This is a genomic window from Nannocystis pusilla, assembly GCF_020073745.1.
GTDB classification, from domain to species: Bacteria; Myxococcota_A; Polyangia; order Nannocystales; family Nannocystaceae; genus Nannocystis; species Nannocystis radixulma.
In genome coordinates this window covers 16,320-43,224 of record NZ_JAIRAU010000048.1, presented here as the reverse complement: position 1 = coordinate 43,224, position 26,905 = coordinate 16,320, and the positions used below count along the sequence as shown (strand labels likewise).

General features: G+C 72.6%; 20 protein-coding genes. 8 read left to right on the top strand and 12 right to left on the bottom strand.

Translation table 11 applies throughout. From position 1 onward, the window contains the following. Positions 1-280 precede the first annotated feature (280 nt). The gene (locus K7C98_RS35215) at positions 281-1,183 is read left to right on the top strand and encodes a hypothetical protein (RefSeq protein WP_224196250.1); all 903 of its coding nucleotides are present in this window, start codon (positions 281-283) and stop codon (positions 1,181-1,183) included. Here the strand turns inward: K7C98_RS35215 and K7C98_RS35210 are convergent. From K7C98_RS35210 to K7C98_RS35190, 5 genes are read right to left on the bottom strand one after another with little or no spacing between them, the layout of a single operon-like run. Then, on the bottom strand, positions 1,161-1,619 hold the full coding sequence (locus K7C98_RS35210) for a hypothetical protein (RefSeq protein ID WP_224196249.1): 459 nt from the start codon (positions 1,617-1,619) through the stop codon (positions 1,161-1,163). The genes K7C98_RS35215 and K7C98_RS35210 overlap by 23 nt on opposite strands. A gap of 10 nt (positions 1,620-1,629) precedes the next feature. Further along, entirely contained in the window at positions 1,630-2,430 is an 801-nt protein-coding gene (locus tag K7C98_RS35205; protein ID WP_224196248.1) for a class I SAM-dependent methyltransferase, read from the bottom strand. A gap of 15 nt (positions 2,431-2,445) precedes the next feature. Then, complete coding sequence (locus K7C98_RS35200; RefSeq protein ID WP_224196247.1) at positions 2,446-3,141, bottom strand: HAD family hydrolase; 696 nt, start codon at positions 3,139-3,141, stop codon at positions 2,446-2,448. Between the two features lie 55 nt (positions 3,142-3,196). Beyond that, positions 3,197-4,183 carry a phytoene/squalene synthase family protein gene (locus K7C98_RS35195; protein ID WP_224196246.1) on the bottom strand — a complete coding sequence of 329 codons (987 nt, stop codon included), beginning with the start codon at positions 4,181-4,183 and terminating at the stop codon, positions 3,197-3,199. After that, positions 4,180-5,706, bottom strand: coding sequence for a phytoene desaturase (locus tag K7C98_RS35190; protein ID WP_224196245.1), 1,527 nt, complete (start codon positions 5,704-5,706; stop codon positions 4,180-4,182). Before K7C98_RS35190 ends, K7C98_RS35195 begins: the two co-directional genes overlap by 4 nt. Positions 5,707-5,774: 68 nt before the next feature. Here K7C98_RS35190 and K7C98_RS35185 point away from each other — a divergent pair, with 68 nt between their 5' ends. Both K7C98_RS35185 and K7C98_RS35180 read left to right on the top strand, forming a co-directional pair. Beyond that, on the top strand, positions 5,775-6,356 hold the full coding sequence (locus K7C98_RS35185; RefSeq protein WP_224196244.1) for a Uma2 family endonuclease: 582 nt from the start codon (positions 5,775-5,777) through the stop codon (positions 6,354-6,356). 535 nt (positions 6,357-6,891) lie between these two features. Further along, positions 6,892-7,995: a transposase gene (locus tag K7C98_RS35180; RefSeq protein WP_224196243.1), complete on the top strand. Its 1,104-nt coding sequence runs from the start codon at positions 6,892-6,894 to the stop codon at positions 7,993-7,995. A 294-nt stretch (positions 7,996-8,289) separates the two neighbouring features. Here the strand turns inward: K7C98_RS35180 and K7C98_RS35175 are convergent, their stop codons facing one another. Then, the gene (locus tag K7C98_RS35175) at positions 8,290-12,849 is read right to left on the bottom strand and encodes an Lhr family helicase (RefSeq protein ID WP_224196242.1); all 4,560 of its coding nucleotides are present in this window, start codon (positions 12,847-12,849) and stop codon (positions 8,290-8,292) included. A 140-nt stretch (positions 12,850-12,989) separates the two neighbouring features. On the opposite strand from K7C98_RS35175, the gene K7C98_RS35170 reads away from it, so the two are divergent. Continuing rightward, the gene (locus K7C98_RS35170; protein ID WP_224196241.1) at positions 12,990-14,084 is read left to right on the top strand and encodes an AAA family ATPase; all 1,095 of its coding nucleotides are present in this window, start codon (positions 12,990-12,992) and stop codon (positions 14,082-14,084) included. Beyond that, positions 14,077-14,619, top strand: a complete 543-nt coding sequence (locus tag K7C98_RS35165) for a hypothetical protein (protein WP_224196240.1) — start codon at positions 14,077-14,079, stop codon at positions 14,617-14,619. Before K7C98_RS35170 ends, K7C98_RS35165 begins: the two co-directional genes overlap by 8 nt. A gap of 30 nt (positions 14,620-14,649) precedes the next feature. Here K7C98_RS35165 and K7C98_RS35160 read toward each other — a convergent pair whose 3' ends face one another. Further along, complete coding sequence (locus tag K7C98_RS35160) at positions 14,650-16,386, bottom strand: hypothetical protein (RefSeq protein WP_224196239.1); 1,737 nt, start codon at positions 16,384-16,386, stop codon at positions 14,650-14,652. A gap of 112 nt (positions 16,387-16,498) precedes the next feature. On the opposite strand from K7C98_RS35160, the gene K7C98_RS35155 reads away from it, so the two are divergent. The 3 genes from K7C98_RS35155 to K7C98_RS35145 all read left to right on the top strand — a co-directional run bounded on the left by K7C98_RS35155 (position 16,499) and on the right by K7C98_RS35145 (position 20,604). Continuing rightward, the gene (locus K7C98_RS35155; protein ID WP_224196238.1) at positions 16,499-18,049 is read left to right on the top strand and encodes a glycosyltransferase family 39 protein; all 1,551 of its coding nucleotides are present in this window, start codon (positions 16,499-16,501) and stop codon (positions 18,047-18,049) included. A 36-nt stretch (positions 18,050-18,085) separates the two neighbouring features. Beyond that, positions 18,086-18,757 carry a hypothetical protein gene (locus K7C98_RS35150; protein WP_224196237.1) on the top strand — a complete coding sequence of 224 codons (672 nt, stop codon included), beginning with the start codon at positions 18,086-18,088 and terminating at the stop codon, positions 18,755-18,757. A gap of 314 nt (positions 18,758-19,071) precedes the next feature. After that, positions 19,072-20,604, top strand: coding sequence for a hypothetical protein (locus tag K7C98_RS35145; RefSeq protein WP_224196236.1), 1,533 nt, complete (start codon positions 19,072-19,074; stop codon positions 20,602-20,604). 63 nt (positions 20,605-20,667) lie between these two features. Here the strand turns inward: K7C98_RS35145 and K7C98_RS35140 are convergent, their stop codons facing one another. The 5 genes from K7C98_RS35140 to K7C98_RS35120 form a co-directional block, all read right to left on the bottom strand. Continuing rightward, complete coding sequence (locus K7C98_RS35140; RefSeq protein WP_224196235.1) at positions 20,668-21,234, bottom strand: hypothetical protein; 567 nt, start codon at positions 21,232-21,234, stop codon at positions 20,668-20,670. A 159-nt stretch (positions 21,235-21,393) separates the two neighbouring features. Next, positions 21,394-22,839, bottom strand: a complete 1,446-nt coding sequence (locus K7C98_RS35135) for a sigma-54-dependent transcriptional regulator (protein ID WP_224196234.1) — start codon at positions 22,837-22,839, stop codon at positions 21,394-21,396. Between the two features lie 416 nt (positions 22,840-23,255). Further along, entirely contained in the window at positions 23,256-23,717 is a 462-nt protein-coding gene (locus K7C98_RS35130; RefSeq protein WP_224196233.1) for a hypothetical protein, read from the bottom strand. Positions 23,718-24,127: 410 nt separating this feature from the next. Next, positions 24,128-24,745, bottom strand: a complete 618-nt coding sequence (locus K7C98_RS35125; RefSeq protein ID WP_224196232.1) for a hypothetical protein — start codon at positions 24,743-24,745, stop codon at positions 24,128-24,130. Between the two features lie 439 nt (positions 24,746-25,184). Continuing rightward, positions 25,185-26,639 (bottom strand): hypothetical protein, encoded by a 1,455-nt coding sequence (locus K7C98_RS35120; RefSeq protein WP_224196231.1) that lies wholly within the window; start codon positions 26,637-26,639, stop codon positions 25,185-25,187. Positions 26,640-26,905 lie beyond the last annotated feature (266 nt).

Here is a 26,905-nt window from a genome sequence, read left to right as displayed (position 1 = left end):
CCTTCGGTCACCTCTCGTTCCTCGCCTCGGACTCGCGGCCCGCCGCGCCTGACCGGTCCGTGGCTCATCGCGTGCCGATCCTCCTGTCTCTTCAAACAGCTCGCCCCTGCGAAAGCCAGCCCCGCTGTTCCCGCGCGACGGGACGCCCGAACGCCCCTGCTGTCGCCGTCCATGGCCCCTGAGCGCCGCGTAGGGCCGCTCCTGTCCCCGCGGACATCCGCACCGCCGCGCAGCCGACCGCGCGCTCGCACACCCGCCTGCGTGCTACGCTCCCGCGCCCGTGACCGCCCCGTCGTCCGCCCCGCCGGCCCCCGCTCCGCTCCCCTGGCTGTCCCCGGGCCCGTTGCCGCCGCGGGGGCTCGCCCAGCTCGCGTGGGGCCTCGCCCAGCCGCTGCTCGGCCTGCGGGTGATCGCGGGCGACCCGGCGCTGCTGCGGGCCGCCGCCTGGCCCGTGCTGCTGTTCGCCGGCTTCTGCGTACTCGTGGCGATGGGCGCCGAGGACGACGCCTCGGCGCGCCTCGAGGTCTTCCTCGACACCCTCGTCACCCTCGCGCCGGCGCCGGTGATCCTGTTCGGCAAGACCTACCGCCGCCTCGCCGCCGCCGCCCGCGTCCCGCTCGGCCTGTCCCCGCGGACAGCCGACATGCCGGGCCTGCGCAGCGCGATCGGCGACGCCATCCGCCAGGCCGTCCTGCTCGGCATCGGCCTCGTCCCCGTGTGGCTCGCGTTCGAGCTGGCGCAGTCGCTGTGGCCCGCCGGCGCCGACGCGTTCGCGTGGGTCGCGTGGGCGCTCGGCGGCTTCTGGGCCCTGCACTGGATCGTCATCGAGGCGCTCGACAACGGCCACACCGTCGACCCGGCCGCGCCGGCGAAGCAGCCCGACCCGTACCCCGACCCGTGGTTCGTCCAGATCTACCAGTTGCCGCTGCTGCGCCGCTTCTCCGGCCTGCTGCGCCGCCTGAGCCGGCCGTGGCGGCGCGAGCTGCAGCTGGTCGCGCGCCACCCGGAGCTCGCGCTCGGCTTCGGCCTCGGCGTCGCCGCCATCATCGCCGTGCCGTTCGCCGCCCTGGTCTTTCGGCCAGCCGCTGTCGTCGCCGCGGTCCACGTGCTCGGCCGCGTCGACGAGGCCGCCGGCGCGACCGCCGAGCCCGCCGCGGTCGTCACTGCACCAGCGACGCCGTGAACTCCATCGCCGCCGCGCACGGGAACTTCGTCCGCGCCAGCGCGGCCAGCCCGTCGCACTCCTCCCCGTCGCACGTCACCTCGGCGTCGCGTCGTCCGCTGGCCTCCGTCTCCGACGAGAAGGTCCCCGAGAAGCGCAGCCAGATGTCGAGCGTCGCCTCGCCCCTCATCGCCCGCACCTGGTGCTCCGGGCACTCGAATTCCCGGCCCGAGAGGTCGCACTCGAAGGTGCCGTTGGTGTTGTCCGCGTCGAGCGTGATCGTGCCGTCGCCGTTGGCGACCAGCGAGAAGTCGCTCGCCAGCATGCCGGTGATGAGCCCGCACGAGTCCTCGAGCCGCCTGGCCTCCGCGAACGCCCAGTGACCGTCGCGCGGCTCGAACTCGGGCCCGCAGGCCGACACCAGCGCCAGCGAGGACAACACCAAGGCGCGAACCATGCGATGGAGCCTAGCCCGGCTTGCGCATGAACACCAGGTATTGATACGGCAGCAGCTCGCGGTCGGTCCGCTCGTGGGTGAGGCCGAGCTTCTGCAGGTGCGCCGCCACGATCGCGTCGTCCACGCGCATCGCCGCCGGCGGCCCCGGAGCGTCCTCCGGCGCGTCCTTTTTAAAGTCGACGATCACCAGCAGCCCGCCCGGCTTCAGCGCGTCGCGGACCTTGCCGAAGAACTGCGACGGCTCGTCGATGTGGTGGTAGGTGTCGACCATCAGCGCGACGTCGAGGCCCTCCGGCAGCTTCGGATCGGCGGGCGCCCCCGCGACGGTGACGACGTTGCCGAGCCCCTCCTTGGCCGCGCGCTCGCCGATCCACTTCACCATGTCGGGCTCGAGGTCGTTGGCGACGACCTTGCCCTGCGGCACCGCCTTCGCCAGCCGGACCGTGAAGTAACCGGTGCCCGCGCCGAGGTCGGCGACCGTCATCGCCGGCGTCAGCCCCAGCGCCGCGACCACCTCGTCGGGCTTCTGCCAGGCCGCCCGCTCGGGGCTGTCGAACATCGCCGTCCACTCGGCCGCGTTGGTGAAGCGGTGGTGCTTGTGGTGCCCGCGCCCGCGGTGGTCGGCGTAGGCCTCCGCCGCCTCCTCGTGCTCCTGCGCGTGGTAGGCCCGCTCCTTGCTGGCCTCTGCGTCATGTTCATGGGAACCTGTCTTATCGGGCATGGCCTTTTGAGCATGTCCTGCAGGCGGGGCTGGCGTCTGCCCGCACCCGAGCAGGGCCCCGGCGATCGCGGCGATCACGGCGTTGCGCATGGCGGGAACATACCCTCAGCGCAGCAGCGCGGAAAGCCGGGCGCGCACCCCGGGCCACGGCGTCCACGCCGGGTCGGGCGGGTCGCCGCCGGCCAGCACGCCGAAGAAGCGCATGCCGCAGGTCTCGGCGAACCGCTGGTCGGCGAACGCCCGGTCGCCGACCATGACCATGCGCTCGCCCGGCAGCCCCATGCCCGTCAGCGTGCGCGCGGCCATCCGCGCCGCCGGCTTCATCGCCCCGTGCTCCTCGGTCACCAGCGAGAAGTGGAACAGCCCCGGGTCGATGCCCAGCGCGCGCAGGCGGTCGTGCGCGCCGCGGTAGTCGCTGACCAGCCCGAGCCGCAGGCCGGCCCCGCGCAGCCGCAGCAGCGTCTCGGCCGCCCCCGGGTAGGCCCGCCCGGCCCGCCCGACCGCCCGCAGCACCTGCGGCTCGTAGCGCTCGGCGATCCACCGCCGCCACGTCTCCTGCCCGCGCGCGTCGCCGGCCAGCCGCTGCAGCGTCTCCCGCGCCAGCGCCCCCGCGTCGTCGAAGTCGACCCCCGCCAGGCTCGTGCGCACCTTCGTGTAGCGCACGAGCCGCGGCAGCGACGGCAACATCCGCGCCAGCACCCAGCGCTCGACCGGCCGCTTGTCGTACAGCGTGCCGTCGAGGTCGAACACGACCCCCGCGATCGCCCCGTCACCCGCCATCGTCTCTCTGTGTCCCTTCATTCATGTGCTTCAGGACATGCCGCATCGGCCATGTCATGACATCGCCGCCCATCCGTCACAGCCCGTCGCGCACCAGCTCGAGCACGCGCGCCCCGCGGGCTCTCGGGCCGGGCGCCCCGGCGTCGGCGCCCGGCAGGTCGGCGATGAAGCGGTGCAGCCCCGACGCGTGCGCCTCGCGGCGCGGCCACACGGCCCCGCGCACGAACCCGAGCACCGCGACGGCCGTCCACGCCGCCTTCTCGAGCGCCGGCACCACCGTGCGCCCGGCCAGCGCGTCGCCCCCGCGTCGCCGCAAGCGCAGCCCGATCGCCCGGTAGACCCGACTCGCCACCACGATCGCCAGCCGCGAGCGCCACGGGATGAACCGCATCCCCGCCTCCGCGCTGGCGTAGTAGCGCTCGGCCGTGGCGAGCAGCCCGAGCACGACCTCCGCCACCGCCCCGCGCTCGGCCGAGCCGGCGAGCAGCTCGTCCGCGCTGGTCCCGGCCGCCGCGAGCCGCGTCCCCGGCAGGTACACCCGCCCGTGCGCCGCGTCCTCGGCGACGTCGCGGGCGATGTTGGTCATCTGCATGGCGATCCCGAGGTCGAGCGCGAACGGCAGCGCCAGCGGGTCGCGGGCGCCGATCACCCCGCACATCATGAGCCCCACCGTGCCGGCCACGCGGTAGCAGTACCGCAGCAGCGCCGCGTCGTCGGGCAGCGCGACCGGCCCCGCGTCGGCGCGCACGCCCGCGATCAGCTCGTGCGCCACCTGCAGCGGCACGCCCCAGCCCGCCAGCAAATCGCGGTAGCAGGCGATCAGCGGCCGCGCCGCGGCCGTCCCCGCCAGTTCGTCCTCGATCGCCTGCACCTCGGCGAGCCCGTCGCCGGGCGCCGCCGCCAGATCGATCACGTCGTCGACGAGCCGACAAAACGCGTACACCACCGCCGCCTCGTCGAGCCGCTCCGGCGGCAAGAACCAGCCCGCGAGGTCGAACGTGCGCGCGTGGCGGGCCAGCGTCGCCCGGCTCTCCGCCACCACCCGCGCCCGGTCGTAACTCAACCTGTCCCTCCGGACTTATTTTTAAAGACATGTCCCTTGCGACCTGGCCCCGGCATCACCCGCTCGAGCACCTTGGCCGAGCACAGCACCCCCGGCATGCCCGCGCCCGGGTGGGTGCCGGCGCCGACGAAGTAGAGCCCCGCCACGTCCTCGGAGACGTTGTGGTAACGAAAATACGCCGACTGCGTCAGCCGCGGCTCCGGGCCGAACGCAGCCCCGCCGAACGAGCGCAGCGTCGTCTCGAAGTAGCGCGGCGTCACGTGCCTGCGGGTGACGAGGTGCCGGCGCAGACCCGGCACGTGCTCCGCGTCGAGGAAGTCGAGGATCTTGTCGAAATAAGCCTCGCCGCGCGCGTCCCAGTCGAGCCCCTCGGCCTGGGTGTTCGGCACCGGCGACAGCACGTAGAACGCCTCGCAGCCGGGCGGTGCCAGGTTCGGGTCGGTCCGCGTCGGCGCGTGCAGGTACAGCGAGAAGTCCTCGGCCAGCACCTTGCGCTCGAAGATGTCCTCGAGCAGCTCGCGGTAGCGCGGCCCGAGGATGATCGTGTGGTGCGCCAGCTCGGGCCACGTGCGGTCGGCCCCGAAGTAACCGACGAACAGCCCCATCGACAGCTTCTTGCGCTTGACGAGGAGGTCATGGTTCCAGCGGCGGTGCCGCGCCGCCACCAGCCTGGTGTACACCGTCGCCGGGTCGGCGTTGCTGACCACCGCGCCGCAGGCGATCCGCTCGCCAGCCTCCGTGCGCACCGCCACCGCGCGCCCGCCCTCGACCTCGATCTCCGCCACCGGCGTACCGACGCGGACCTCGACCCCGAGCTCGCCGAGCAGGCGCACCATCGCCTTGACGATCGCCGTCGTCCCGCCGACCGCGAACTCGACGCCCCACTTGCGCTCGAGCCAGTGGATGAGCGCGTAGATCGCCGGCGCGCGGAACGGGTTGCCGCCGATCAGCAGCGGCTGGAACGTGAACACCTGGCGCAGCCGCTCGTCGCGGATCGATCGGCTGACCCACTCGTACATCGAGCGCCAGCAGCCGAGCCGCACCAGGTCCGGCACGATCTTCAACATGTCGCTGAAGCGATCGAAGGGCCGGTCGACCAGCTCGGTGTAGCCGATGTCGAAGATCCGCCGGGCCTCGGCCGCCAGACGGCGGTAGCCGTCGACGTCGCGCGGCTCGAATTGCTCGATCTGCGCCACGAGCCGCGCCTCGTCGCCGACGTAGTCGAAGCGCGCGCCGTCGGGGAACAGCACCCGGTAGAACGGATCGACCGGCACGAATTGCACGTAGTCCCGCCGCTCGCGCCCGACCAGCGCCCACAGCTCGTCGAACAGGTGGCTCGCGGTGACCACCGTCGGCCCCGCGTCGAACGAGAACCCGTCCTGCTCGAACACCGCCGCGCGCCCGCCCGGCTGCTCCATCGCCTCGAGCACCAGGACCTCGTGCCCGCGCGCGCGCAGCCGGATCGCCGCCGCCAGCCCGCCGAGCCCCGAGCCGATCACGATCACCCTGTCCTGCTCCCTCATGCCGCCGCGCGAGTGTATCCCCGGGCGTCACGAGCACACGCCCGCAGGACGCGTGGTATCCTCACTTCATGACGGCCGCCGCGAAGCTCGCCACCTACGCCGACCTCGTCGCCCTGCCGGAGGGCGTCAAGGCCGAGGTCCTGGGTGGCGAGCTCGTCATACAGCCGGGCCAGACCTTGCATCACGCCAACGTGCGGAGCGGCCTGTATCGATTCCTCGGTGGGCCCTTCGACTTCGACGACGACGGCCCGGGCGGCTGGGACATCGTCGGCGGCATCGACGTCCGCTTCACCGTCGACGACATCGCGCAGCCCGACGTCGTCGGCTGGCGCCGCGCTCGCCTGGAAGGTCACTACCAACTCCCGATCGACGTCATCCCCGACTGGATCTGCGAGGTCCTCTCGCCCTCCTCGACCAAGCGCGACCGTTTACACAAGTTCCAGCTGTACGCCCGCCACGGCGTCCCGCACTACTGGCTCGTCGACCCCGACGCCCGTCTGCTCGAGGCCTACGCGCTCGACGGCGGCCAGTGGAAGAGCATCGGCGTCTACGACGAGACCGCCAGAGCCCGCATCGCCCCGTTCGAGGCCGTCGAGTTACCGGTCGGGCGCCTGTTCCTGCCCGAGCCGCCGTCGCCCGCCTCGCCGTGAGCGCGCAACGCGTCGCGCTCGCTGTCGCGAGGTGAGCATCGCCGTCCTTCGACGAGCGGGGCTGGCGACGGTCTCCGCAGGGCGGACGAGGGGCGGCGCAGCGGGAAGCAGCGGGGGGCTCCGCACCTGGCGCGCAGACGGCGTGCCAATCGTCGGACGCGAGCCACCACATCATCGCCGTCGAACACCTGGTGTGGAAGGACCGCGTCGCAGGGACCCGCTGCGCCGCCCCTCGTCCGCCCCTCGACGATCTCCGCAGCCCCGCGCCCTCGCGCGCGCATGTCTCGAGCGCCCTGCTAGGAGCCTGTCCAGGAAATCGCGTGGCCGAAGGCGCGGGGCCGTGGAGATCTGGGTGACGGCGGGCACGGAGCGGCGGAGCGGGTCCCTCGCGACGGCGGGGCCCTCCCAGGCAACGTGCTCGGCGCCCTTGGGCTTCGATGATGAGCTGTCGTTGAGGACAGGTTCGTTCGTGCTTCGCGGACGATGGCGCCTGCGCGCGGTTGCCTGCGGCCCCTCCCGCCTGCGAGTTGACTTCATGGCCGTGACTGCGTGTCAGCGGCCGGATCATCGCACGGTTAATGACTTCCGCCGGCGGCATCTCCCGGCGCTCGGCGGTCTCTTCGGCCAGGTTCTCCGGCTGTGCCAGAAAGCCGGACTGGTGAAGCTCGGACACGTCGCGCTCGACGGGACGAAGATCAAGGCGAACGCCTCGAAGCACAAGGCGATGAGCTACACGCGGATGAAAGAGGTCGAGCCGCAGCTCGCGGCCGAGGTCGCGCGGTGGTTCGCTGAGGCCGACGACCTCGATCGTAGCGAGGACGATCGGCACGCGGATGGTCGCGGCGACGAGATGCCGGCATGGGTGCAGAGCAAGCAGGAGCGCCTGGCAAAGATCCGTGCGGCGATGGCGGCGCTCGAGACCGAGGCTGCCGCCGAGGCCGCTGCTCGTGACGGGGACCGACGCGCAGCCCAGGAGGCCAGGGCGCGCGACGAGGAACGGCCGGAACCGACTGTGCCGCGACCTCACCACATGGCTGATGGGACACCTTCGGACAAGGCCCAGCGCAATTTCACCGATCCCGAGAGCAAGTTGATGATGACCAAGGACGGCTTCGTGCAGGGCTACAACGCCCAGGCCGCCGTCGACAGTGCCTCCCAGGTGATCGTCGCCGAGATGGTGATCGCCGAGCAGAACGACGTCCGTGCGCTCGCACCGATGCTCGCACAGATCAAGGCGAACACGGGCAGGCAGGCGCGTGAACTGTCGGCCGACGCGGGCTATTGCTCGGAGGCGAATCTCCGCGAGCTCGGTCGCCGACACGTCCGTGGCTACATCGCCACCGGACGGATCAAGCACAGGGAGGGGAGCGCGAAGGGTCGCATCGGCCAGCTCCCCGGCACACGTGCCCATGACATGCGCATGCGACTCGCCCGCGCCGGATATCGGAGTCGCTATCACCTGCGCAAGCAGGTCGTCGAGCCCGTCTTCGGCCAAATCAAGGCCGCGCTCGGCTTCGGCCGCTTCCTCATGCGCGGTATGAAGAAGGTGCAGCTCGAATGGCGGCTCGTCTGCACCGCTCACAACTTGCGCAAACTGCTGACCGCAGTCGGTCGCGCCGCACTCGCCGCCGCTCGGTGAGCCTCCCGCACGACGACAAGCGGGGCCGGCGACGCTCTCCGCAGGCGGGCACGGAGCGGCGGAGTGGGACGCAGGCGGGAGGGGCCGCAGGCAACCGCGCGCAGGCGCCATCGTCCGCGAAGCACGAACGAACCTGTCCTCAACGACAGCTCACCATCGAAGCCCACGGGCGCCGAGCACGTTGCCTGGGAGGGCCCCGCCGTCGCGAGGGACCCGCTCCGCCGCTCCGTGCCCGCCGTCACCCAGATCTCCACGGCCCCGCGCCTTCTGGCGCGCGTTTTCTCAGGCAGGCTCCTAGCCCTCGCCGCCCGACCAGCGGGCGAACAGCCCCTGGCTCGTGCCCGCGAAGCCGGCGCGCTCGAACAGCGGCAGCCACGACGACTCCTGCGCCGGCGCCCCGTCGACCTGTCCGACGAGCAAGGTGCGGCGGATCGGCGACAGGAGCCCCGTCAGCGCCCTGGCGACCGCCTCGGCCACGCGCGTGCGCTCGGGCTCGTCGGCCGGGGCGAACATCACCACGCTGCGCGCCTCCTTGCCGACGTGGGCAGCCAGCGCCCCGTCGACCAGCACCACGAACGTCCCCGCCGCGCGTCCGACCCGCGTCCCCGCGTGCTCCGGCCACGGCAGCGCCGCCCCGTACGGGTTGGCCGGGTCGGTGCTCGCCAGCACGATCGCCTCGGGCTCGGCGGGCGGGTCGCGCAGCGCTCGTAACCTGTCCTCTGCGCCAGGTACTGCGAATTGCGCCGCCCCCAGCCCGTCGACGAAGTAGCCGCGGCGGACCTTCCCGGCCTCCTCCATCGCCTTGAGCACCTCGTAGACCGCCGAGAACCCGCCCGCGATCTCCTCGGCCTGGACCGCCTCGCGCGTGACGATCCCGTGGCGCTCGAGCAGCGCCTGCGCGAGCGCGTGGCGCCGCCGGGTCTCGTGGGCTCCGACGCTCCCTGCCCCTTCGGGCATATCCTTTCGAACATGTCGCGGCGGCCAGACCAGCGACCAGCGGCCCTCCGAGCCCGGCGGCCCGAGGCGGCGGGCGCGGAACGGGCTGTGCGGCGGCGGCGCGCGCCGGCGGTCGCTGGCCGAGCCGTGGACCAGCTTGCGCAGGGCCGTCAGCGTGTCGTTGCTGACCTCGCCGGCCCAGACCATGTCCCACAGCGCCTGCAGCAGGTCGGGCTCGAAGCCGCCGACCAGCGGCGCCAGGTCGCTGAAGAACAGCGCCCCGCGCTCGCGCAGCGCCGCGCGGATCTTCGCCGGCAGCTCGCCGGGCACCTCCTCGCCTGGCCTTCGGAGCATGTCCATCTGGTCAGCCAGATAGAGCGCGATCCGCCCGTCGCCGGCGCCGACCGCCGCGACCCCGAGCCACGCCACCTCGCCGGCGGCGCACAGCGCGTCGAGGTCGCCGGCGCGGTAGTCGACCAGGCGGGCCGGCAAGATCTCCGTCTCGAGCGCCGACGCCAGCAGCGGCGCCCCTTGCAGCTGCCCGACCACCGTCAGCAGCGCCTCGCGCCCGCGCAGGCGCGGCTGCAGGTGCTGCCAGCGGGCCAGGAAGCGGGCGTACACCGGCTGCGCCGCCGGCTCGACCGCCTGCCGCAGCCGCGCCAGGCTGCGCCGCTTGATCTGCCGCAGCACCTCGGGGTCGCACCACTCGGCCCCGGTGCCGCCGGGCGTGAACTCGCCGGCGACCGCGCGGCCCTCCGCCGCCATGCGCTGCAGGACATGTTCGATGGGACCTGTCCCGATGCCCAGGCGAGCGGCCACCGCCGCGGTGGTGAACGGCCCGTGCGTGCGCGCGTGGCGGCGCACCAGGTCGCCGAGCGGGTCGGCCACCTCGGCCCGCAGCGCCGCCGGGATCGTGTCCGGCAGCGCCACGCCGAGCGCCCCGGCCAGGCGGCCCGCGTCCTCGACCGCCGCGAAGCGACCTGTCCCTCCGGACATATTCTTGACCGCGAACACCCGCCGGGCCGCCACCAGCTCGCCGAGCCACTCGCCGGCCGCGTCGGGCGGGGCGCAGCGCGCGGCGCACTCCTCGCGCGACAGGTCGCCGATGGCGATCAGCAGGTCGTGCAGCCCGTCGACCGACGTCGCCGGCCGGGTCAGCCGCTGCAGCCCGCGCTCGACCTCGCCGATCGCCTCGGCGTCGAGCAGCTCGCGCAGCGACGTCTCCCCGAGCAGCGCGCGCAGCTGGCCGGTGTCGATCGCCAGCGCCTGGGCCCGCCGCTCGGCCAGCGGCGCGTCGCCCTCGTACATGAAGTTGCCGACGTAGCCGAACAGCAGCGACCCGGCGAACGGCGACGGGCGCTCGCTGTCGACGCTGACGACCCGCAGCTCGCGGCTGTGGATCTGCCGCAGCAGCTCGCGCAGGGCCGGGAGGTCGAACACCTCGCGCAGGCACTCGCGGAACGTCTCGAGCACGATCGGGAACGAGCCGAAGCGGCCGGCCACGCCGAGCAGGTCGGCGGCGCGCTTGCGCTGGGCCCACAGCGGCGCCCGCCGCCCGGGGAACCGCCGCGGCAGCAGCAGCGCGCGCGCGGCGTTCTCGCGGAACCTGGCCGCAAAGACAGCCGTCTGTCCGAGCTGCTGCACCACCAGGTCCTCGATCACCTCCGGCGCCAGCAGCAGCGCCGCCATGTCCGGCGCCGCCTCGGCGTCGGGGAAGCGGAACACCATCCCGTCGTCGGCCCACAGCCCCTCGACCTGCTCGCCCCGGGCCTCGCGGAGGCGCGCCAGCGCGGCCGTGGCCCACGGCGCGTGCACGCGGGCGCCGAACGGCGACAGCACGCACACCCGCCAGTCGCCGACCTCGTCGCGCCAGCGCTCGACCACGATCGCCTGGTCGCTCGGCACCTCGCCGGTCGCCGCTCGTTGCGCGTGCACGTAGTTCAGCAGGTCGTCGGTCGCGCGCTCGTCGAGGAAGTGCTCGCGCGTCAGCTTGCGCCGGGCCGCCGCCGGCGTCGCCTCGGCCAGCTCGCGGGCCAGGCGGCCGATCGCGCGCCCGAACTCCGCCGGTCTGCCGGCCGTGTCGCCGCGCCAGAACGGCATCTTGCCCGGCTCGCCCGGCGCCGGGCTGACGATCACGCGGTCGGGCGTGATGTCCTCGATGCGCCACGACGACGCCCCGAGCAGGAACACCTCGCCGACCCGCGACTCGAACACCATCTCCTCGTCGAGCTCGCCGACGCGGCGCATCGCCGCCCCGGGCTCGCCCTTCAAGAACACGCCGTAGAGCCCGCGGTCGGGGATCGTCCCGCCGCTGACGACCGCCAGCGTGCGCGAGCCGGCGCGCGCAGTCAGCCGGCCCGAGTCGCGGTCCCAGGTGATGCGCGGCTTGAGCTCGGCGAACTCGTCGGACGGGTAGCGTCCGGACAGCATGTCGAGCACTCCCTCCAATGTCTCTCGGGACAGGTCAGCGAACGGCGCCGCGCCGCGGACCTCGGCGTGCAACGCCTCGACCGTGGTCGCGTCCATCGCCACGCTGGCGACCACCTGCTGCGCCAGCACGTCGAGCGGGCTGCGCGGGTAGGCGATCGGCTCGACCTCGCCGGCGGCGATCCGCGGCGCCGCCGCGGCGCAGGCCAGCAGGTCGCCGCGGAACTTCGGCACCAGCACCCCGCGGGACACCGCCCCGACCTGGTGGCCCGCGCGGCCGATCCGCTGGATCCCCGCCGACACCGACGGCGGCGACTCGATCTGGATCACCAGCTCCACCGCCCCCACGTCGATCCCCAGCTCGAGCGACGACGTCGCCACGATCGCCGGCAGCTCGCCCGCCTTGAGCCGCGCCTCGATGATCTGCCGGCGGTCGCGCGCCACCGCCCCGTGGTGCGCCAGCGCGATCTCGGCCTGCGCGTGGTCGTTGATGGCCGTCGCCAGCCGCTCGGCCAGGCGGCGGTTGTTGCAGAAGATCATCGTCGAGCGGTGGGCCCGGATCCGCTCGACCAGGCGCGGCACGATCGACGGCCACACCGACTTGCCGCCGGCCGGCGCCAGCCCGGCCGAGGCCCGCGCCTTGCCGGTCTTCCGCCGCGACTTCGCGGCTGTCCTCTCGGACATGCTCTCTCGAGCCTGTCCCTCGGGACTCTCGTCGGCCGGCACCTCGATCGTCAGCTCCCACGCCTTGCGCCCCGGCGGCGCCGCGATCGTCACCGGCCGCGGCTGCCACTCGCCGGCGGCGTCGACCGCCCCGCCGCCGAGCAGGCGCGCGACCTCCTCGAGCGGCCGCTGCGTCGCCGACAGCCCGATCCGCTGCAGCGGCGCCGCCGACGGGTCATGGCGGCGGCGCAGGGCGCAGAGCCGCTCGAGCGTGAGGAACAGGTGGGCCCCGCGCTTGGTCGCCGCGACCGCGTGGATCTCGTCGACGATCACCGACTCGACCCCGAGCAGGCCGTCGCGCGCGCTCGACGTCAGCAGCAGGTACAGCGACTCCGGCGTGGTGATGTAGATGTCGGGCGGCGCCCGCCGCAGCTGCGCGCGCTCGGCCTGGGTCGTGTCGCCCGAGCGCACCCCGATCGTCGGCCGGCGGAACGCCGCGCCCGCCTGCTCCGCCACAGCGGCGATGCCCGCGAGCGGCCGTTGCAGGTTGCGCTCGACGTCGGCCGCCAGCGCCTTGAGCGGCGACACGTAGATCACCCGGCAGCGCCGCTCCGCCGCCGGTTCCGGCGCGAACATCAGGCGGTCGATCGCCGCCAGGAACGCCGCCAGCGTCTTGCCCGAGCCCGTGGGCGCCAGCAACAGCGTCGATCGCCCCGCCGCGATCTCCGGCCACGCCGCCGCCTGCGCCGCTGTCGGCGCCCCGAACGCGTCCGCGAACCACCGCCGCGTCGGCGGATGAAACAGCGAGAGCGGATCGCGCGGGCTCACGGGCCCGCGAGTGTACGCGCCCGCCCGCCCGCGCGCACGCGCCAGAGCCCCTGGGGCGTGAGGGTCCGGGTGACCGCGGACGGGCCCGGCCGTGCTGCTGGCGCGGCCTGGAGCCCCGTGTTACCACGCACTACGGGCCGATGCTCAAGCGCCTCTACATCGACAATTACCGCTGCTTCGTGAACTTCGAGCTGCGATTGGGCCGGCGTACGCTGCTTCTCGGTGACAACGGCTCCGGGAAGTCCTCGCTCTTCGACGCCCTCGGTGCGCTGCAGAGTCTGCTCGTGGCGGAGGACGAGGTCCGCGAGGCCTTCCCGCCGGACACGCTCGCGCTGTTCGCCGGCTCGAGCCAGCAGCGATTCATCCTCGAGGTCGAGGGCCAGGGCGGCACATTTACCTACGAGCTCCAGGTCGAGCACGATCCGGACGACGAGGACGTCCGGATCGCCGGCGAATCCCTCGTCTTCGAGGGTCGCACGCTCTACCGATACCAGGACGCCGAGGTCCAGCTCTTCACGGACGAAGGCAAACCCGGCTCCTCGTTCTCCTTCAACCCGCGGCGTTCGTTCCTCGCCGCCCTCGAACCGAAGAAGGTCAACCGCCTGGCGACCTGGTTCAAGGACTTCTTGCAGGGGATCTTGATCCTGCGCATCGACCCCAAGGGCATCGATCCGTCGACACGCCGGGACTCGCCGTTCCTGGACCACGACGCCGCGAACTTCGCCTCCTGGTACCGCTTCATCTCCGACGAGGAACCGGCGGCCGTCGAGGCCGCGCTGGCGCAGCTGCGCACGATCCTCCCAGGATTCCGCCACCTCAAGAAGCCGACGTTCGGGCGCGCGAAGTTATTACAAGCGGAGTTCGTGTTCCCCGGCGGGGACCCGTACACGATCGACTTCGATCACCTGTCGGACGGTCAGCGCGCGCTGATCATCCTCTACGTCGTCCTGCACGCCGCCCACGGCGACGCCAGCGTCCTCTGCTTCGACGAACCCGACAACTTCGTCGCCCTGCCGGAGATCCAGCCCTGGCTGGTCACCTTCTGCGACGCGCTCGACGAGCACCGCTCGCAGGGCCTCATCATCTCGCACTCGCGCGAGATCATCGACTTCATCGGCCACGAAGACGCAGTCCGGCTCGTCCGCCCCGACGGAGGTCATGTCCGCGCCGAATCGGTGCCCAAACCCGTCGGCATCACGCTCGGGGAGACGCTCGCGCGAGGGATCCATGAGTGAACTCGCCGTCCTCTTCGAAGACAACGAACACGAATCCCTCCTGCGCCAGCTCCTCCGGAGAGTCTATGGACTCACGCCCCCGAAGGTCCGCTACCGCCGCTGCGTCGATTGCGTCGGCGTCGAGCGGGCGTTGCTCGAAGAGATCCCATTTCTCCGCAGCAAAAACTTTCAGACGTCCCGTGGTTTACTGGTCGTGATCGACGCCGACGACTTCGGCGTCGACGGCCGCAAGCACCGCCTGGATCGAATCCTCAGCGAGCAGGGATTCGCCGGCCGCCAGAACGGCGAACGCGTCGCCTACGTGGTGCCGAGACTCGAGGCCGAGAACTGGTACGTGCACTTCTGTTGCCCGTCGCGCCGCCCGGTGAGCGAGGAGCAGGACTTCAAGCGCGACCCTGACTGGCGTCGCCTCGCCGCAGACCTCGGTGCGGCCGCCCGTGAACTCGCACGCGCATGGCCGCAAGTGCTGGAGCACGAACCCCCTTCGGTGCGAGATGCACGAGGTGAGCTCCGCCGTGTGACCGGCAAGCACTGATAGCGACTGCGCTCGCCTCGCCCGAGACGCCTACGGCGTCAGCACGCCCGTCATCGCCCGCGACAGCCAGACGTCGTGCGATTTGGCGTGGGCCTCCGTCAGCCCGTGGCTGCGCTCGGCGGTCACCTGGACGTAGTAATGACCGCCGGGCTCGAGGAAGCCGTCGGGGATCGTCACGGTCGTGAATTCGGTGCGGATGCTGCCGATCGCGCGGCGGACCACCGGGCCGTCGGCGCCCATCACGTCGTCGAGCGTGCGGATCGTGATCGTATAAAAATCCGGCGCGCCGAACTTCGGGGCCGTGAAGCTGATCGTCGGGTTCTCGCCGACGCCGTCGAGCTTCTCGTCGGGCGCGACCGGCGTGCCGTTGACCGCGAGGTCGCGGACCAGCCCGATCTTCGGCACGATCGGCGCCTGCGTCAGGTCGGCGAGGCGGCCCTGCACGATCAGGTCGCTCGCCAGGTAGTCGTACGCCCCGCCGTCGGGGTCGTCGACGAACACGTAGCGCGAGCACTGCACGATCAGCGTCTCGGTGCCGTCCTCGGAGTAGGGGTTGCCGAGCTCGAGCTCGAGCACGCGGTCGCCCGGGGTGACGAACATCGTCTCGCAGTCCATACCCACGCACTCGGGGTCGACCGGCGCGTCGATGCCGTACACGTTGATGCCGCCGAGGTTGGGCGTGATGCCGGTGATCGGGTGCTCGGCGCCGGGCTCGAGCACCGCGGCGACGAAGCAGCCGGCCGACTTCAGCGCCGCGTCGTAGATCTGCAGCTCGGCCATGAATTCGCCCGCCCGCAGGTCGACGCTCACCGTCTCGCCGGCGACCGCCTTGAACGTCCCGCTCACCGCCGTCGTCGCGCCCGCGGTCATCGTCGGCAGCGACAGCTTGGCCGTCTCGCCCAGCACGTAGCGCTGCGCGAACGACCACGGGTCCTGCAGCTCGGCGCCCGTCGGCGCCGGCACCAGCGGCGTCGCCACCAGGTGGCCGAGCCAGAAGTCGTCGCCCTCGGCGGTGTCGACCAGCGGCCACGCGCCGCGCCCGCTGTCGGGCCGCCACGGGATCGTCCAGTCGACGATCTCGGTCTCGTCGAGCTGCGGCGAGCCCGTCGCGTCCATCTCGTCGAGGTCGGGGAACACCAGGAACAGCGCGTCGGCGTTGTACGAGTAGAACTCGAACTGGTCCTCGGGTCCGAGCGGCAGCATCTCGCCCGCCGAGATCGCCAGCGCGGTGTCGAGGTCGCCGGTGAACGCGACGTCGGGCCGGCCGCTGCAGATCCCGGCGAAGCTCTCGAGCTCGCGGGCCACGCTCTGGATCACCGACAGCCGCCCCGGCAGGTCGGGCAGGTCGGGCGCGGCCGGCTGCTGCGCGCGCAGCGAGTACATGGCCTTCGGGACATCCGCGAACTCGAGCCGGCCCTCGGCCTCGGCGTAGACCGCCGGGTAGGTCACGCCCGAGGCGACGATCGTCAGGCTCTCGTGGTCGAGCAGCGGGTCGCGCGAGGCCTCGATCTCCGCCCCGTCGAGCGGCCGGTAGATCCGCAGCGTCGGCGCGATCACCCCGTCGAACTCCGGCCCGCCGGTGGCCGTCGCGTCCGGCTCTCCCGTCGAGCTCGTCGGCGGCCCGTCCTCCGAGGTCGGCTCCCCGCCGCTCGTGCTGGTGCTCGTGTCCGTGTCGCTCGCGCTGACGATCACCACGTCGTCCGGCGGACAGCCCGCCAGGGTCAGCAGGCCGAGCGCGCCCTTCAAGCCGAGGTCATGTCGTCGCATGCCCCGGTATTGCAGCAAAAACGGCGGGCCGCACAACCGCCGCGGCGCGGAATCGCGCCACACGTCCGAACGGCTTCCGAGAAGCTCTGCGAGTCGGGCATCATCGCGCCTCGTGCTCGCCCGTCGCCACCTCGCGGCCGCGCTGGCGGTCCTGGCGATCGTCGGTCTGTCGGGCCTGATCCGCCGGCCCGGGTTCGTCGAGGGCGGATTCGCCTCGCACGACGTCGGCGGGATCCTCTACGAGGCCATGCTGCTGCGCGCCGGCGGCCTGCCCTACGTCGACGCCGTCGAGCTCAAGGCGCCCGGCACCTTCTACCTCGCCGCCGTGTTGGCCGGGCCCGAGGGCCGCGACATCGCCGCGTTCCAGATCGCCGCCAACCTGGTCGCCCTCGGCTCGCTGGTTTTCCTCGCGTGGGTCGCCTGGCGCCTGTGGGGCGCGCGCGCGGCCGTCGTCGCCGCCGCGCTGTACGCCCTGCACGACGCCCACCTCGACAGCATGGACGCCAACTACGTCACCTGGGCCCAGTTGCCGGCGGTGGCCGCCGCGCTGGCCGCCGTGCGGGCCGCGACCTGGCGCGAGGACCATGCGCTTCGGAACAGGTCCCTCGGGACATGGCTGGTCGCCGGCGCGCTGTGCGGCCTGGCCGCGCTGTGCAAGCAGCCCTCGGGGGTGATCCTCGTGCCCGTGCTGTTCTGGGCCGTGTGCCCGCCGGGTCGCCGGGACGTCCGCGCCGGCGCGGCGGTGGTCGCCGGCTTCCTGCTCGCCCACGTCCCGGTCGCCCTCCACTACCTCGTCCGCGGCCACCTCGGCGCCCTGCTGACCGGCTACGTGTGGAACCCGTGGGGCTTCCAGTACATCGCCCACAACGCGGCGGGCACCTCGCCCGCGCGCGCGGCCTGGGAGTTCGTCGCCGCCGCCGCGCACTTCCTGGCCCTGCCGCTGGCCCTGGCCGCGTTCGCCCTCGCCGCCCGTCCCCGGGGACATGTCGCTGAGGACAGCCGACATGTCCCCGGGGCCATCCGCTTCCTGCTCGTGTGGACCGCCGCCGCCATGGCCGCCGCCGCCACCGGCCTGCGCTTCTACAAGGGCTACTGGCTCGGCGTCCTGCCGCCGCTGTGCCTGCTCGCCGCGGCCCCGTGGGGCGCGAGCGCGGGCGGCCTGTGGCGCCGCGGCTGGCCGCGCCTGGTCCTCGCCCCGCTGGTCCTCGCGCTGACCGTCCGCGCCGCCTGGGCGCTGCGGTTGACGCGAGACGACCGCGCCCGCCCGCACGACGAGGGCGCGCGCACGATCGGCCGCTGGCTCGGCGAGCGCACCGAACCCGGCGACACGATCTGGGTGTGGGGCTGGCACCTGTGGGGCGTCCACGCGTACAGCGGCCGGCTGTCGGCCAGCCGCGTCTACAAGACCCTCGGCCTCTTGACCACCACGCACGACGACACCTGGCGCACCCCCGCCGGCCCGTCGCAGGTGCTCGCCGAGGGCCCGTGGGCGCAGCAGCTCCTGCACGACCTCGCCGCCGCCCCGCCCGCGTACATCGCCATCGGCGGGACCGCCCCCAAGCAGCAATTCCCGGCGCTGCGCCGGTTCCTCGGCGAGCGCTACGTCCGCGATCACGGCCTGCGCGTCGGCAAGGTCGAGTTCTGGCGCCGCGCCGATCGCTGAACCTGTGCGAGGCGGACCGCGTGCTATCCTCGCAGGATGAAAAGCTTACGGACTCATCCCTGCTGCGCCCTGTTGCTCCTGCTCTGCGCGTGTTCTCCCGGCGACGCGAAGACCACGAACGAGACCACGAACGAGACCACGAACGAGACCACGAGCCAGACCACCGAACCGACCTCGGCCGGCGAGGAGACCACGACGGGCACCACCGACCCGACCTCGTCCGGCGGCGAGCAGTGCCCGCTCGACGGGCCGCCGGACCAGTGCTGCTGCTTCGCCGACGCGCAGGGCTGCGGCGATCCGACAGTCGTGCTGTGCGAGGCGGTCGTGGCGTGCGACGACGTCCTGGTCGACTACAGCGGCGACGTGCCGGTGCTCGCCGACCCCGCCGCGCTGGAGTGCGCGCTGACGGCCCTGCGCGACCGCACGCAAGGACAGCTCCGCGTCATCCGCCACACCGGCCAGCCCGAGCAGTTGAAGGAGTGGACCTTCCTCTACGTGCGCGCCGACGGCGGCGTGTTCGAGCAGCAAGGCGTCGACGTCGACGACATCTACACCCAGGCGCTCGTCCGCCGCGAGCTGCAATCGCCGCAGGTGTTCGAGCAGTGCCTGCTCGAGCCCGACGTGGCGGCCCGGGTGGATTGCGTCGTGCAGGCGGCGTCGGGCGCTGCGCTCGAGACCTGCCTCGACGTGTGCGTCCCCGCGGCCTGACGGGCGCGGCACGAGCTGTCCCCCGAGACAGGTCGCTCCGCGGCGCACGATCGCGTGCGACCTGTCCCATGAATCCGGTCCGCGCGCCACCTCGCGCCTGTCTGCCCGAGCATGCGGGCGCTCGGACGTGCGCTCGCGTGTGAGCGCCGGCACGCGAGGCCTCGCCGCGCCGCCTGCATGTCGGGAGCGAAGGTCAGGCCCCGCGTCTTCGCACGCGCCGGCCGTCGCCCTGCGACCGGCGGCGCGTGAGCCCGGCGACGCCCGGCCCCCTGGCGAGCGCCCGCGGGCTTCCGCTATGGTCACCGTCCATTCCTATGACCACCCGCCGCCTGCCCCTGCTGACCGTCCCGCTCCTCTTCTCCCTCGCCTGCGGCGGCAGCGACCCGGGCGGCAGCACCGGCGGCACCAGCGATTCGACGTCGACCGGCCCCGGCACCACCGACAACCCGAACCCCTCGGTCGCCAGCACCGACGCGCCGACCTCGACCTCGCCGACCTCGCCGACCTCGACGTCGAGCCCGACCACCACCGACGACCCGACGGTCGCGACCTCGACCTCGCCCGGCACGACGACCACCACCGGCGACCCGGTCGACACCACCACCACGACCAGCGGCGACACCGACACGACCACCGGCGGCCCGGTCGACGGCTTCCTCGTCGGCGTGCACACGTCCGACGTCTCGCCGACCGACATGCACCTCGACAAGAACGTGTACATGGGCGCCTACGGGGCCCCGTTCACCCGCGGCCCGGCCCAGGGCGTGCACGATCCGATCTTCGCCCGCAGCTTCGCCATCGAGGGCGACGGCGGCGGGATCATCATGGCGATCGTCGACCTCCCGGGCATGGGCAATCAGAACACCCGCGCGGTCCGCCAGAAGGTCGCCGAGCTGACCGGCCTCGAGGAGAGCCAGGTCCTGGTCGGCACCACCCACAGCCACTCGGCCCCCGACCTCATGGGCCTGTGGGGCGGCGTGCCCGGCGACTACCGCGATTACATCAACGAGGAGATCGCCCAGAGCATGGCCGCCGCCTGGGACGCGCGCGTGCCCGCGACCCTCGCGGTCGCCACCGTCAAGGCGCCCAACAACAACCGCCGCAGCTGGGGCTTCACCGACGACGACATGATCGTCCTCGACGCCAAGGACCTCGACGGCGAGCGGATCGGCACCCTCGTCAACTTCGCGGCCCACCCCGTCATCCTCGGCGAGGACAACAAGGAGATCTCCTGCGACTACGTCGGCTACGCGGTGCAGAAGATCGAGGCCGGCCTCGGCGCCCCCGCTAGCCTGTTCAACGGCACCCTCGGCGACGCCACGCCCAAGGTCCCCGAGGGCATGTACGCCGACGACTTCGCCCGCGCCCAGGCCTACGGCGAGCTGCTCGCCGACATCGCCGTCGCCGCGGTCGAGACGGCCGAGCCGATCGACGACGGCGTGCTGGCGTGGTCGCACACCGAGTGGGAGCAGGGCGTCGACAACCTGCTGTTCAACCTGGCGGCCGGGCTCGGGATCTTGCAATTCGACTTCATGTCGCAGGGCCTGTCGCAGGTCGTGGCGACCCAGAGCACCTACTTCCGCCTCGGCACCCAGGTCCAGGGCGCGGCGTTCCCCGGCGAGTCGCTCACCCGCAACGGCCTGGCGATCAAGGAGGTCATGAAGACCCCGCACAAGATGATCCTCGGCAACACCGGCGACGCGCTCGGCTACTTCATCCCCAGCGACGAGTGGCAGACCGGCAAGAACGACAACTACGAGGAGACCGTGTCGCTCGGCAAGACCGCCGGCGACACCGCCCGCGACAAGATCAACGCCATGATCACCGCCGACAACGCCAACTTCTGAGGTCGCTCGCGCGGGCGAGCCGCCGTCACGGACGGCCCGCCCGCGCCTGTCTGAAACGGCAGCTCAGCGGAACATCACCGGCTTGCCCTCGCCCGGCTTGCCCTGCACCGTGAAGGCGACGCGCACGCGGTCGATGTGGCCGTCGACGTCGGCCACGGTGACCGGCATGACCCACTCGCCCGGCGCCGTGAAGTCGACCCTGACCGTCCACGCCGTCCCGTCCGAGCGGGTCGCCCAGGCCTCGGGGAAGAACGACTTCCCGATCGAGCTCTCCGGCGGCGTCACCGCGTCGAAGCTCAGCTCCAGCGGGTACGCCGGGGTGCCCTTGTCGAGGCCGAGGTCCTTGTCCTCGGCCGACGGGAACTCGGGCCCGGCCGCGACCGTCACGTTCATGCGCGTCGGCCCCGGATTCGTCGGCCACGGGAAGTTGTCGTTCTCCGGCCGGGTGAACGTCAGCAGGTACAGCCCGTCGTCGGTCTCGATCGGCCGTCCCGCGACCGCTTGCTGCGGCTCCTCGCCGATCGGCCGCTCGCCCGGCTCGCGCTCGTCCGGCGGAGCGCACCCCGCCGCGACTACCAGCGCCGCCGCTGCCCATCCCATGAGTCCGCCACCGCGAGTGATGCTGGCCATACGTCCTCCTGGCGCTCAAGCCTACGTCCCCCCCCGCCGACGACCACCGCAGGCGCTGCGCCGGCCGGCCCCGCCGCCGGCACGAATTGCTCGCGCGGCCCCGCCGGCCGGCGCCCGCCCGGTCGTTCGGGACATGCCCGCGAGGACATGCCCGATCGCTCAGGTGATGTCGTGCTTCTTCAGCAGCCGCTTGAGCTGGTCGCGGCTGCGCAGCCCGAGCTCGCGCCAGGCCCGGTCGCGCACCCCGCCGACGCGGGCCAGGGCGGCGACGATCTGCTCGCGCGACAGCTCGCGCGGGTCGGTCGAGTCGGCGGCCGGGGCGGCCGGGGCCGCGCGGACCACGAAGTCGCTCGGCAGGTCGAGCAGCGAGCTCGAGCTGGTGGCGATCGTCCGCCACAGGACCTCGGTGAGCTCGCGGGTGTGGGTGGTGAAGCGGTGGTGCGCCAGCACGGCGACCAGGCGGGCGCTCAGCGCCGGCTCGCCGGCGGCGAAGAACCGCTCGGCGATCGCCGGGTCGCGCGCCGCGAACCCGCGCAGCAGGTGGCGCGCCACCAGCACCACGTCCTCCGGGCGCTCGCCGAAGCCCGACACCCGCACGCGGTGGGCGAAGCGGGCCAAAAAGTCGTGCTTGAGCTCGCCGGGCTCGCGGTTGGTGGCCGCCAGCACGCGCACGTCGGTCGCGCGCATGCTCGAGTCGCCGAGGCGCTGGTACTCCCCGCTGTCCATCACCCGCAGCAGGCTGGCCTGCAGCGTCTCCGACAGCTCGCCGACCTCGTCGAGGAACAGCGACGAGCGGTGGGCGTCGCCGAACAGCCCGCTGCGGTCGGGCGTGCCCGGGCTCGGGTAGTCCTTGAGGTTGCCGAACAGCTCGGCGTCGCTGAGCCGCTCGGGGATCGTCACCGCGTTGCGGGCGATCAGCGGGCGCGCGCCCCGGTTCGACGCGGCGTGGATCGCCCGCACCACCAGCTCCTTGCCCGCCCCGCTCGGGCCCTCGACCAGCACGTGGCCGTCGCGCTGGGCCAGGAACATGATCTGCTGGCGCAGCAGCCACGCCGCCGGCGACTCGCCGACCAGGCCGAAGCGGTCCGCGCCGCCGAACGGGAACACGTCGGGCCAGCCGCCCGCGCGCGGCCAGTCGAGCGGCCGCCGCGTCACCTGCAGCAGGAACCGCCCGACCGCCTCGATCGTGTCGCCGGGCCCGACCGCGGCGCTGCGCGTCGGGTGGTCGTTGACCCGCAGCTCGCCCTTGCCGATGCCGTCGATCGTCAGCTCGTCGCCGGCCTCGACGGTGATCCGGATCTGCCAGCGCGACACCCGGGCCGACTCGAACGGCCCGCGATCCTCGCTCGAGAACGGCCGCAGCCGCCGCAGCGTCAGCGGCAGCGAGCCGTCCTCGTAGGCCTCGACCGCCCGCCCCAGCGTGAAGCTCATCCCGCGCGCCGTCGGGGGCAGCACGACCACCTCGCCGACCCGCGACGGCTCGTCGTGCGACCACAACAGCACCAGCGCCGGCGCGAACCGCTGCGGCGCCGTGATCTCGCGCTCGTAGTCGGTCTCGGCCGTCTCCGACAGCGTCGCCTCGTGCGGTTGAAGCCGGCCCTGCATGTGCCTCGGCCGAAGTTATGCAGTTCGCGCGCGCGACACCAGAGGGAAGCCGTTGCAGGACCGCACGTTTTCGCGCATCTCGCACACTTCCGCCCGCTAACGGCGAGAATCGAGCCGCGAGCGCCACGCCGGGTCGTGCGACGAGCCCGGCGACGGCGCGGTGCCGGCCCAGCCGCTCGCGCAGCAGCCCGGGCGAGCTCTCCAGGGCCCGCCTGCGCCGCGTGGTCCCTGCCGGCGTGGCCCCGGGTCCGCGTCGGCGCACGACGCCAGGACCGCCGGCGCCGCCTCGCGGTCGCGCCTGGCCCGGTCGACGTCGCCGAACTGCTCGTGGCGCGCCGCCAGCAGCGGCTCGAGCCCGGCCGGCGCTCGCCCGGCTCACAACCGGTGACGAGCGCGGCCGGCCGGGCCTGGTCGCCTCAGGCGTCGAGCCACACGCACACGTCGATGTCGATGAACACCGGCGTGCCGCCCTGGCCGCCGCCGTCGTCCCAGCGCGCCCCCTCGGTGCAGAACGCCGCGCCGCCGGCCTCGCACTGGCTGCGGCAGGTCCCCACGCGCTCCTCCTGGCAGGCCGTCAGCGCCCCGGCCGAGCGGGCGCGGTCGCCGAGCTGGTTCAGGCACAGCGGCGTCACCGCCTCCGGCGTGCAGTTGGTCAAGCACTGCGGGCCTTGGTTGACCTCGCACTCGTAGTCGCGGTTCACCACCAGCTGGACCTCCACGCAGATCAGCAGATCGATCAGCTCGTCGTCGCAGTCGCCCCAGCAGAACTCGGCCTCGGGGACGGGGGTCGCCAGCGGGCGCGCCGAGCTCGGCGGCGTCACGGCGAACGGGAGGGCGAACGCGAGGATCGGCGCGGCCATCAAGATCGTATTCAACATGTTCGATATCCTTTCGAAGGGCGGCGGCGGTGCACTCCTCCGGCGCCGCAACAAACGTACGCCGATCATCCGCCCGCGCAACGATGTTATGTGTAGAGCATCACCAATCATCGCAGTGTCTCGACTACCACCATTCATTCGACCGACCAACGGCGCCCGCCGGGGGCGTCGATACGACGCCCCCGGCGCGGCTCCGTCCGCACTGCCTGCGGCCGCATGATTCGTCCCGACGGCGGGAGGTACCCCCGCCCCGTCGCGCGCCCGAGATTCTCCGAGACCCCCGGCCTGTCCGCACTCCCCAGAACGTCAGGTCGCACCGGCCTCGGAGCCTGCCCCGCGGCGGCCCGGCGTCGTATGCCTAAGCCGGCCGTCGCAACCCGCGGCGGCATCGGGACGATCGACGATAATCGCTACCGATTGTCCTCCTCGATCTTGATGTCGAGGTCGATGCACACGTCGATGTCCACGAACACGTTGACCGGGCCACCGTCGCCGTCGTTGTTGTTGTCGTCGTGGTGGTGATGGTCGTCGTGGTGATGGTGGTCGTCCTTGTCCTTGCACTTGTCGACGTGCCCGACGTGCTCCTTCTTCCCCTTCTTGCAGTGCCCCTTGCCCGGCGGGCCGCCGCCGCGGTCGCCGGCGTCGCAGAACGCGGCGCCGCCGAAGTCGCACTGGCTGCGGCACACCTCGACGCGCTCGGCCTGGCAGACGGCGATGTCACGCGGACGGGCGCGGTCACCGAGCTCCGCCAGGCAGCCCGGGGCGACCGCCGCGAACGAGCACGACTCGATGCACCCGGGACCGGACCGCATCTCGCAGCTCCGCGCGTCGATCCCGATATCGATCCACACGCACAGCTCGAGGTCGATCTCGACGATGATATCCTCCTCGCCCCCCTGGTTGTCGCCCCCGCAGGAGTCGCCCCAGCACCACGCGGCCTGCGGCGTCTCGGCCGTGAGGGGCCGCGCCTGCGAGGGTCGCGGCAGCGCGAGGGGCAGCGCGAAGGCTAGCGCGGGGATTAGTAACATCCTATTCCGAAGCATTCCTCATCTCCTCCGGTCGCCGGCCGTCTCGCCGGGACGCATGGTCCGAATATTCGGCGACCCGTCGGGGCCGCCATGAGACGGTGTGGAGAGGCGCATGCCGGGGGCGAAGCGCGCGCGTCGCAAAAGCCCGCATAGCCCCGCCCCAACCGGCAGGAACGCCGTTATCACCGACCGCGGCGCGCGCCGAACGGCGGTCTGCCCGCGCGTGCGGGTCTCCACAAATCAATCGCCGATGTTCGGTGGTGCCGTCAATCGCCTACATCGGCCACGGAGCCGGCGACGGGACATGTCTATACATTCGGCGGGCCGCTCGCCGCGGCTAACTCCGCGGAATCGCTGTCGCCCCGCATTCGGCGAGCGCCCCGCCGGAGGCGCCCGCGCACCCGCGCGAGCCGATCGGCGGGCGCCTCGCCGCCTCCGACTACTTGTCGAGGGAGATGGAGCCGACGTCGAACACCTGGCCCTCTCGCATCTCGACCCCGAGATCGGAGCCCATCGTGATCTTCCACTTGCCCTCCGACTTGAGGGCGAAGCCGTAGGCGCCGAGCGGCACGGCGTCGAACTGCCACTGGCCCTTGTCGTCGGTCTTGCCGGCGAACTTGACCGAGCTGTCGGCGCACGGCGACTTCGAGAACAGCATGCCCGGGCTCGGGCACAGCTCGACCTCGATACCGGCCGCCGGCTGCCCGCGGCGCAGCAGCGTGCCCTTGAGCGCGCCCTTCTTGACCGGTCCGGTCGCCGGCAGCGCCGCCGGGCCCGCCCCGGCGACGGCCACGCCGACCACCTCGCCCGACAATTCCGGCACCGACCCCGACGGCCACTCGACCCTGGCGTCGCCGGGCCCGAGGATCGTCACCCCGATCTCGCCCCCGACCCACACGCGCCCGCTCGCGTCGACCGCCAGCGACCGCACGCCCTCGGACATGTAGTCCTTCTTGCGCCACACCTTGGTGGCGGTGGGCGCCGTGATCACCACATCGAACAGGTTGCGCACCGCGATCGTGCCATCTAGCCCGAGGGACAGGTCGCTGTAGCTCGGGATGCTCCCGCCGCCGAGCCGCACCGGCGCGGCGTCGGCGGCGCCGGGCCCGAGCTTGATCAACGCCGCCGAGGCCAATGCGTAGACCGTCCCGTCGGCCGCGCGCTCGACCCCCTCCATGAACAGCGTGTCCTTGACCTTGCCGAGGTCGAGGGTGCTCCACGCGCCGTTGTCCTTGACGTGGACATGGTTCGACGAGGCCACCCACACCTTGCCCTCGCGGTCGACCGCGATGCCGTCGATCGTGTCGTCGCCGGCCCCGATCGCCGCCTTCTCCTCACGCGTCCAGAACTTGCCGTCCCAGTGCGACACCCCGCCGAAACCCGCGACCCACACATCATTGTCGGCGATCACGAAGAAGTCGTCGATGCTGCCGGTGTCCTGGAACCCGCCGCGCGCGACCTCCTTGAAGCCGTCGGCGTCGAGCCGCGGCAGCTTGTAGATCGTCTCGAACCCGAGCACCCACAGCGCGCCGTCGGCGGCGACGTGAAGGTTCTTGATCAACTCCCTGGGCCCGTTCTTCAGCGGCACGAACTCGCCCTGGTCGAGGCGCACGACCCCCTTCTTGTCGACCGCGAAGAACGCCGGCCCCGGCCCCGGGGCTGCCGGCGGCCCCGGAGCGACCGGCGGCTCGCTCGACGGCGCGACCGAGCCCCCATCCGGTGCGTCCTTCTTCGGGTCGCCCTGCGCCTCCGGCGTGACCGCGGCCTTCGTGTCCACCGCGGCCCTGGTCTCCTCCGGCGCCGCCCTGGCCACGATCGGCGGACTCGTCGTCTCGCCGCACGCGACCGCGAACGACCCGAACAACAGCGCGATGGACCGTGGGGCTGGCGTCATCGCGCGCGAGCGTGCCACGCCCGCGCTCGCGGCGAGAAGCCCCCATCGCGCGGACGCTCGGCTCGCCGGCAGTTCCGCTCTCATCGCATCGCCGCGAGCCACGCGGTGCGGCTCCCCGCCATCGCGGCGCGAGCACAGCTCTCGCCGCCGCCGAAGTCGAGCCGGCTCTTGAGATGTCTGAAAGGACATCTCGTCGTCGTCGATCTCTGGCGAGATCGCCCCACGCTTGCCCTGGTTGACAGCCCCTGGCCGCCCGTGCATCGTCC

What these genes read in the sequence shown, in the direction of transcription:
- K7C98_RS35120 (WP_224196231.1), bottom strand. Translation starts at nt 26,639, where the DNA reads ATGACGCCAGCCCCACGGTCCATCGCGCTGTTGTTCGGGTCGTTCGCG.
- K7C98_RS35190 (WP_224196245.1), bottom strand. Translation starts at nt 5,706, where the DNA reads ATGAGGGAGCAGGACAGGGTGATCGTGATCGGCTCGGGGCTCGGCGGG.
- K7C98_RS35160 (WP_224196239.1), bottom strand. Translation starts at nt 16,386, where the DNA reads ATGCGACGACATGACCTCGGCTTGAAGGGCGCGCTCGGCCTGCTGACC.
- K7C98_RS35200 (WP_224196247.1), bottom strand. Translation starts at nt 3,141, where the DNA reads ATGAAGGGACACAGAGAGACGATGGCGGGTGACGGGGCGATCGCGGGG.
- K7C98_RS35170 (WP_224196241.1), top strand. Translation starts at nt 12,990, where the DNA reads ATGCTCAAGCGCCTCTACATCGACAATTACCGCTGCTTCGTGAACTTC.
- K7C98_RS35130 (WP_224196233.1), bottom strand. Translation starts at nt 23,717, where the DNA reads ATGTTGAATACGATCTTGATGGCCGCGCCGATCCTCGCGTTCGCCCTC.
- K7C98_RS35145 (WP_224196236.1), top strand. Translation starts at nt 19,072, where the DNA reads ATGACCACCCGCCGCCTGCCCCTGCTGACCGTCCCGCTCCTCTTCTCC.
- K7C98_RS35125 (WP_224196232.1), bottom strand. Translation starts at nt 24,745, where the DNA reads ATGTTACTAATCCCCGCGCTAGCCTTCGCGCTGCCCCTCGCGCTGCCG.
- K7C98_RS35150 (WP_224196237.1), top strand. Translation starts at nt 18,086, where the DNA reads ATGAAAAGCTTACGGACTCATCCCTGCTGCGCCCTGTTGCTCCTGCTC.
- K7C98_RS35185 (WP_224196244.1), top strand. Translation starts at nt 5,775, where the DNA reads ATGACGGCCGCCGCGAAGCTCGCCACCTACGCCGACCTCGTCGCCCTG.
- K7C98_RS35180 (WP_224196243.1), top strand. Translation starts at nt 6,892, where the DNA reads ATGGCCGTGACTGCGTGTCAGCGGCCGGATCATCGCACGGTTAATGAC.
- K7C98_RS35210 (WP_224196249.1), bottom strand. Translation starts at nt 1,619, where the DNA reads ATGGTTCGCGCCTTGGTGTTGTCCTCGCTGGCGCTGGTGTCGGCCTGC.
- K7C98_RS35135 (WP_224196234.1), bottom strand. Translation starts at nt 22,839, where the DNA reads ATGCAGGGCCGGCTTCAACCGCACGAGGCGACGCTGTCGGAGACGGCC.
- K7C98_RS35165 (WP_224196240.1), top strand. Translation starts at nt 14,077, where the DNA reads ATGAGTGAACTCGCCGTCCTCTTCGAAGACAACGAACACGAATCCCTC.
- K7C98_RS35140 (WP_224196235.1), bottom strand. Translation starts at nt 21,234, where the DNA reads ATGGCCAGCATCACTCGCGGTGGCGGACTCATGGGATGGGCAGCGGCG.
- K7C98_RS35205 (WP_224196248.1), bottom strand. Translation starts at nt 2,430, where the DNA reads ATGCGCAACGCCGTGATCGCCGCGATCGCCGGGGCCCTGCTCGGGTGC.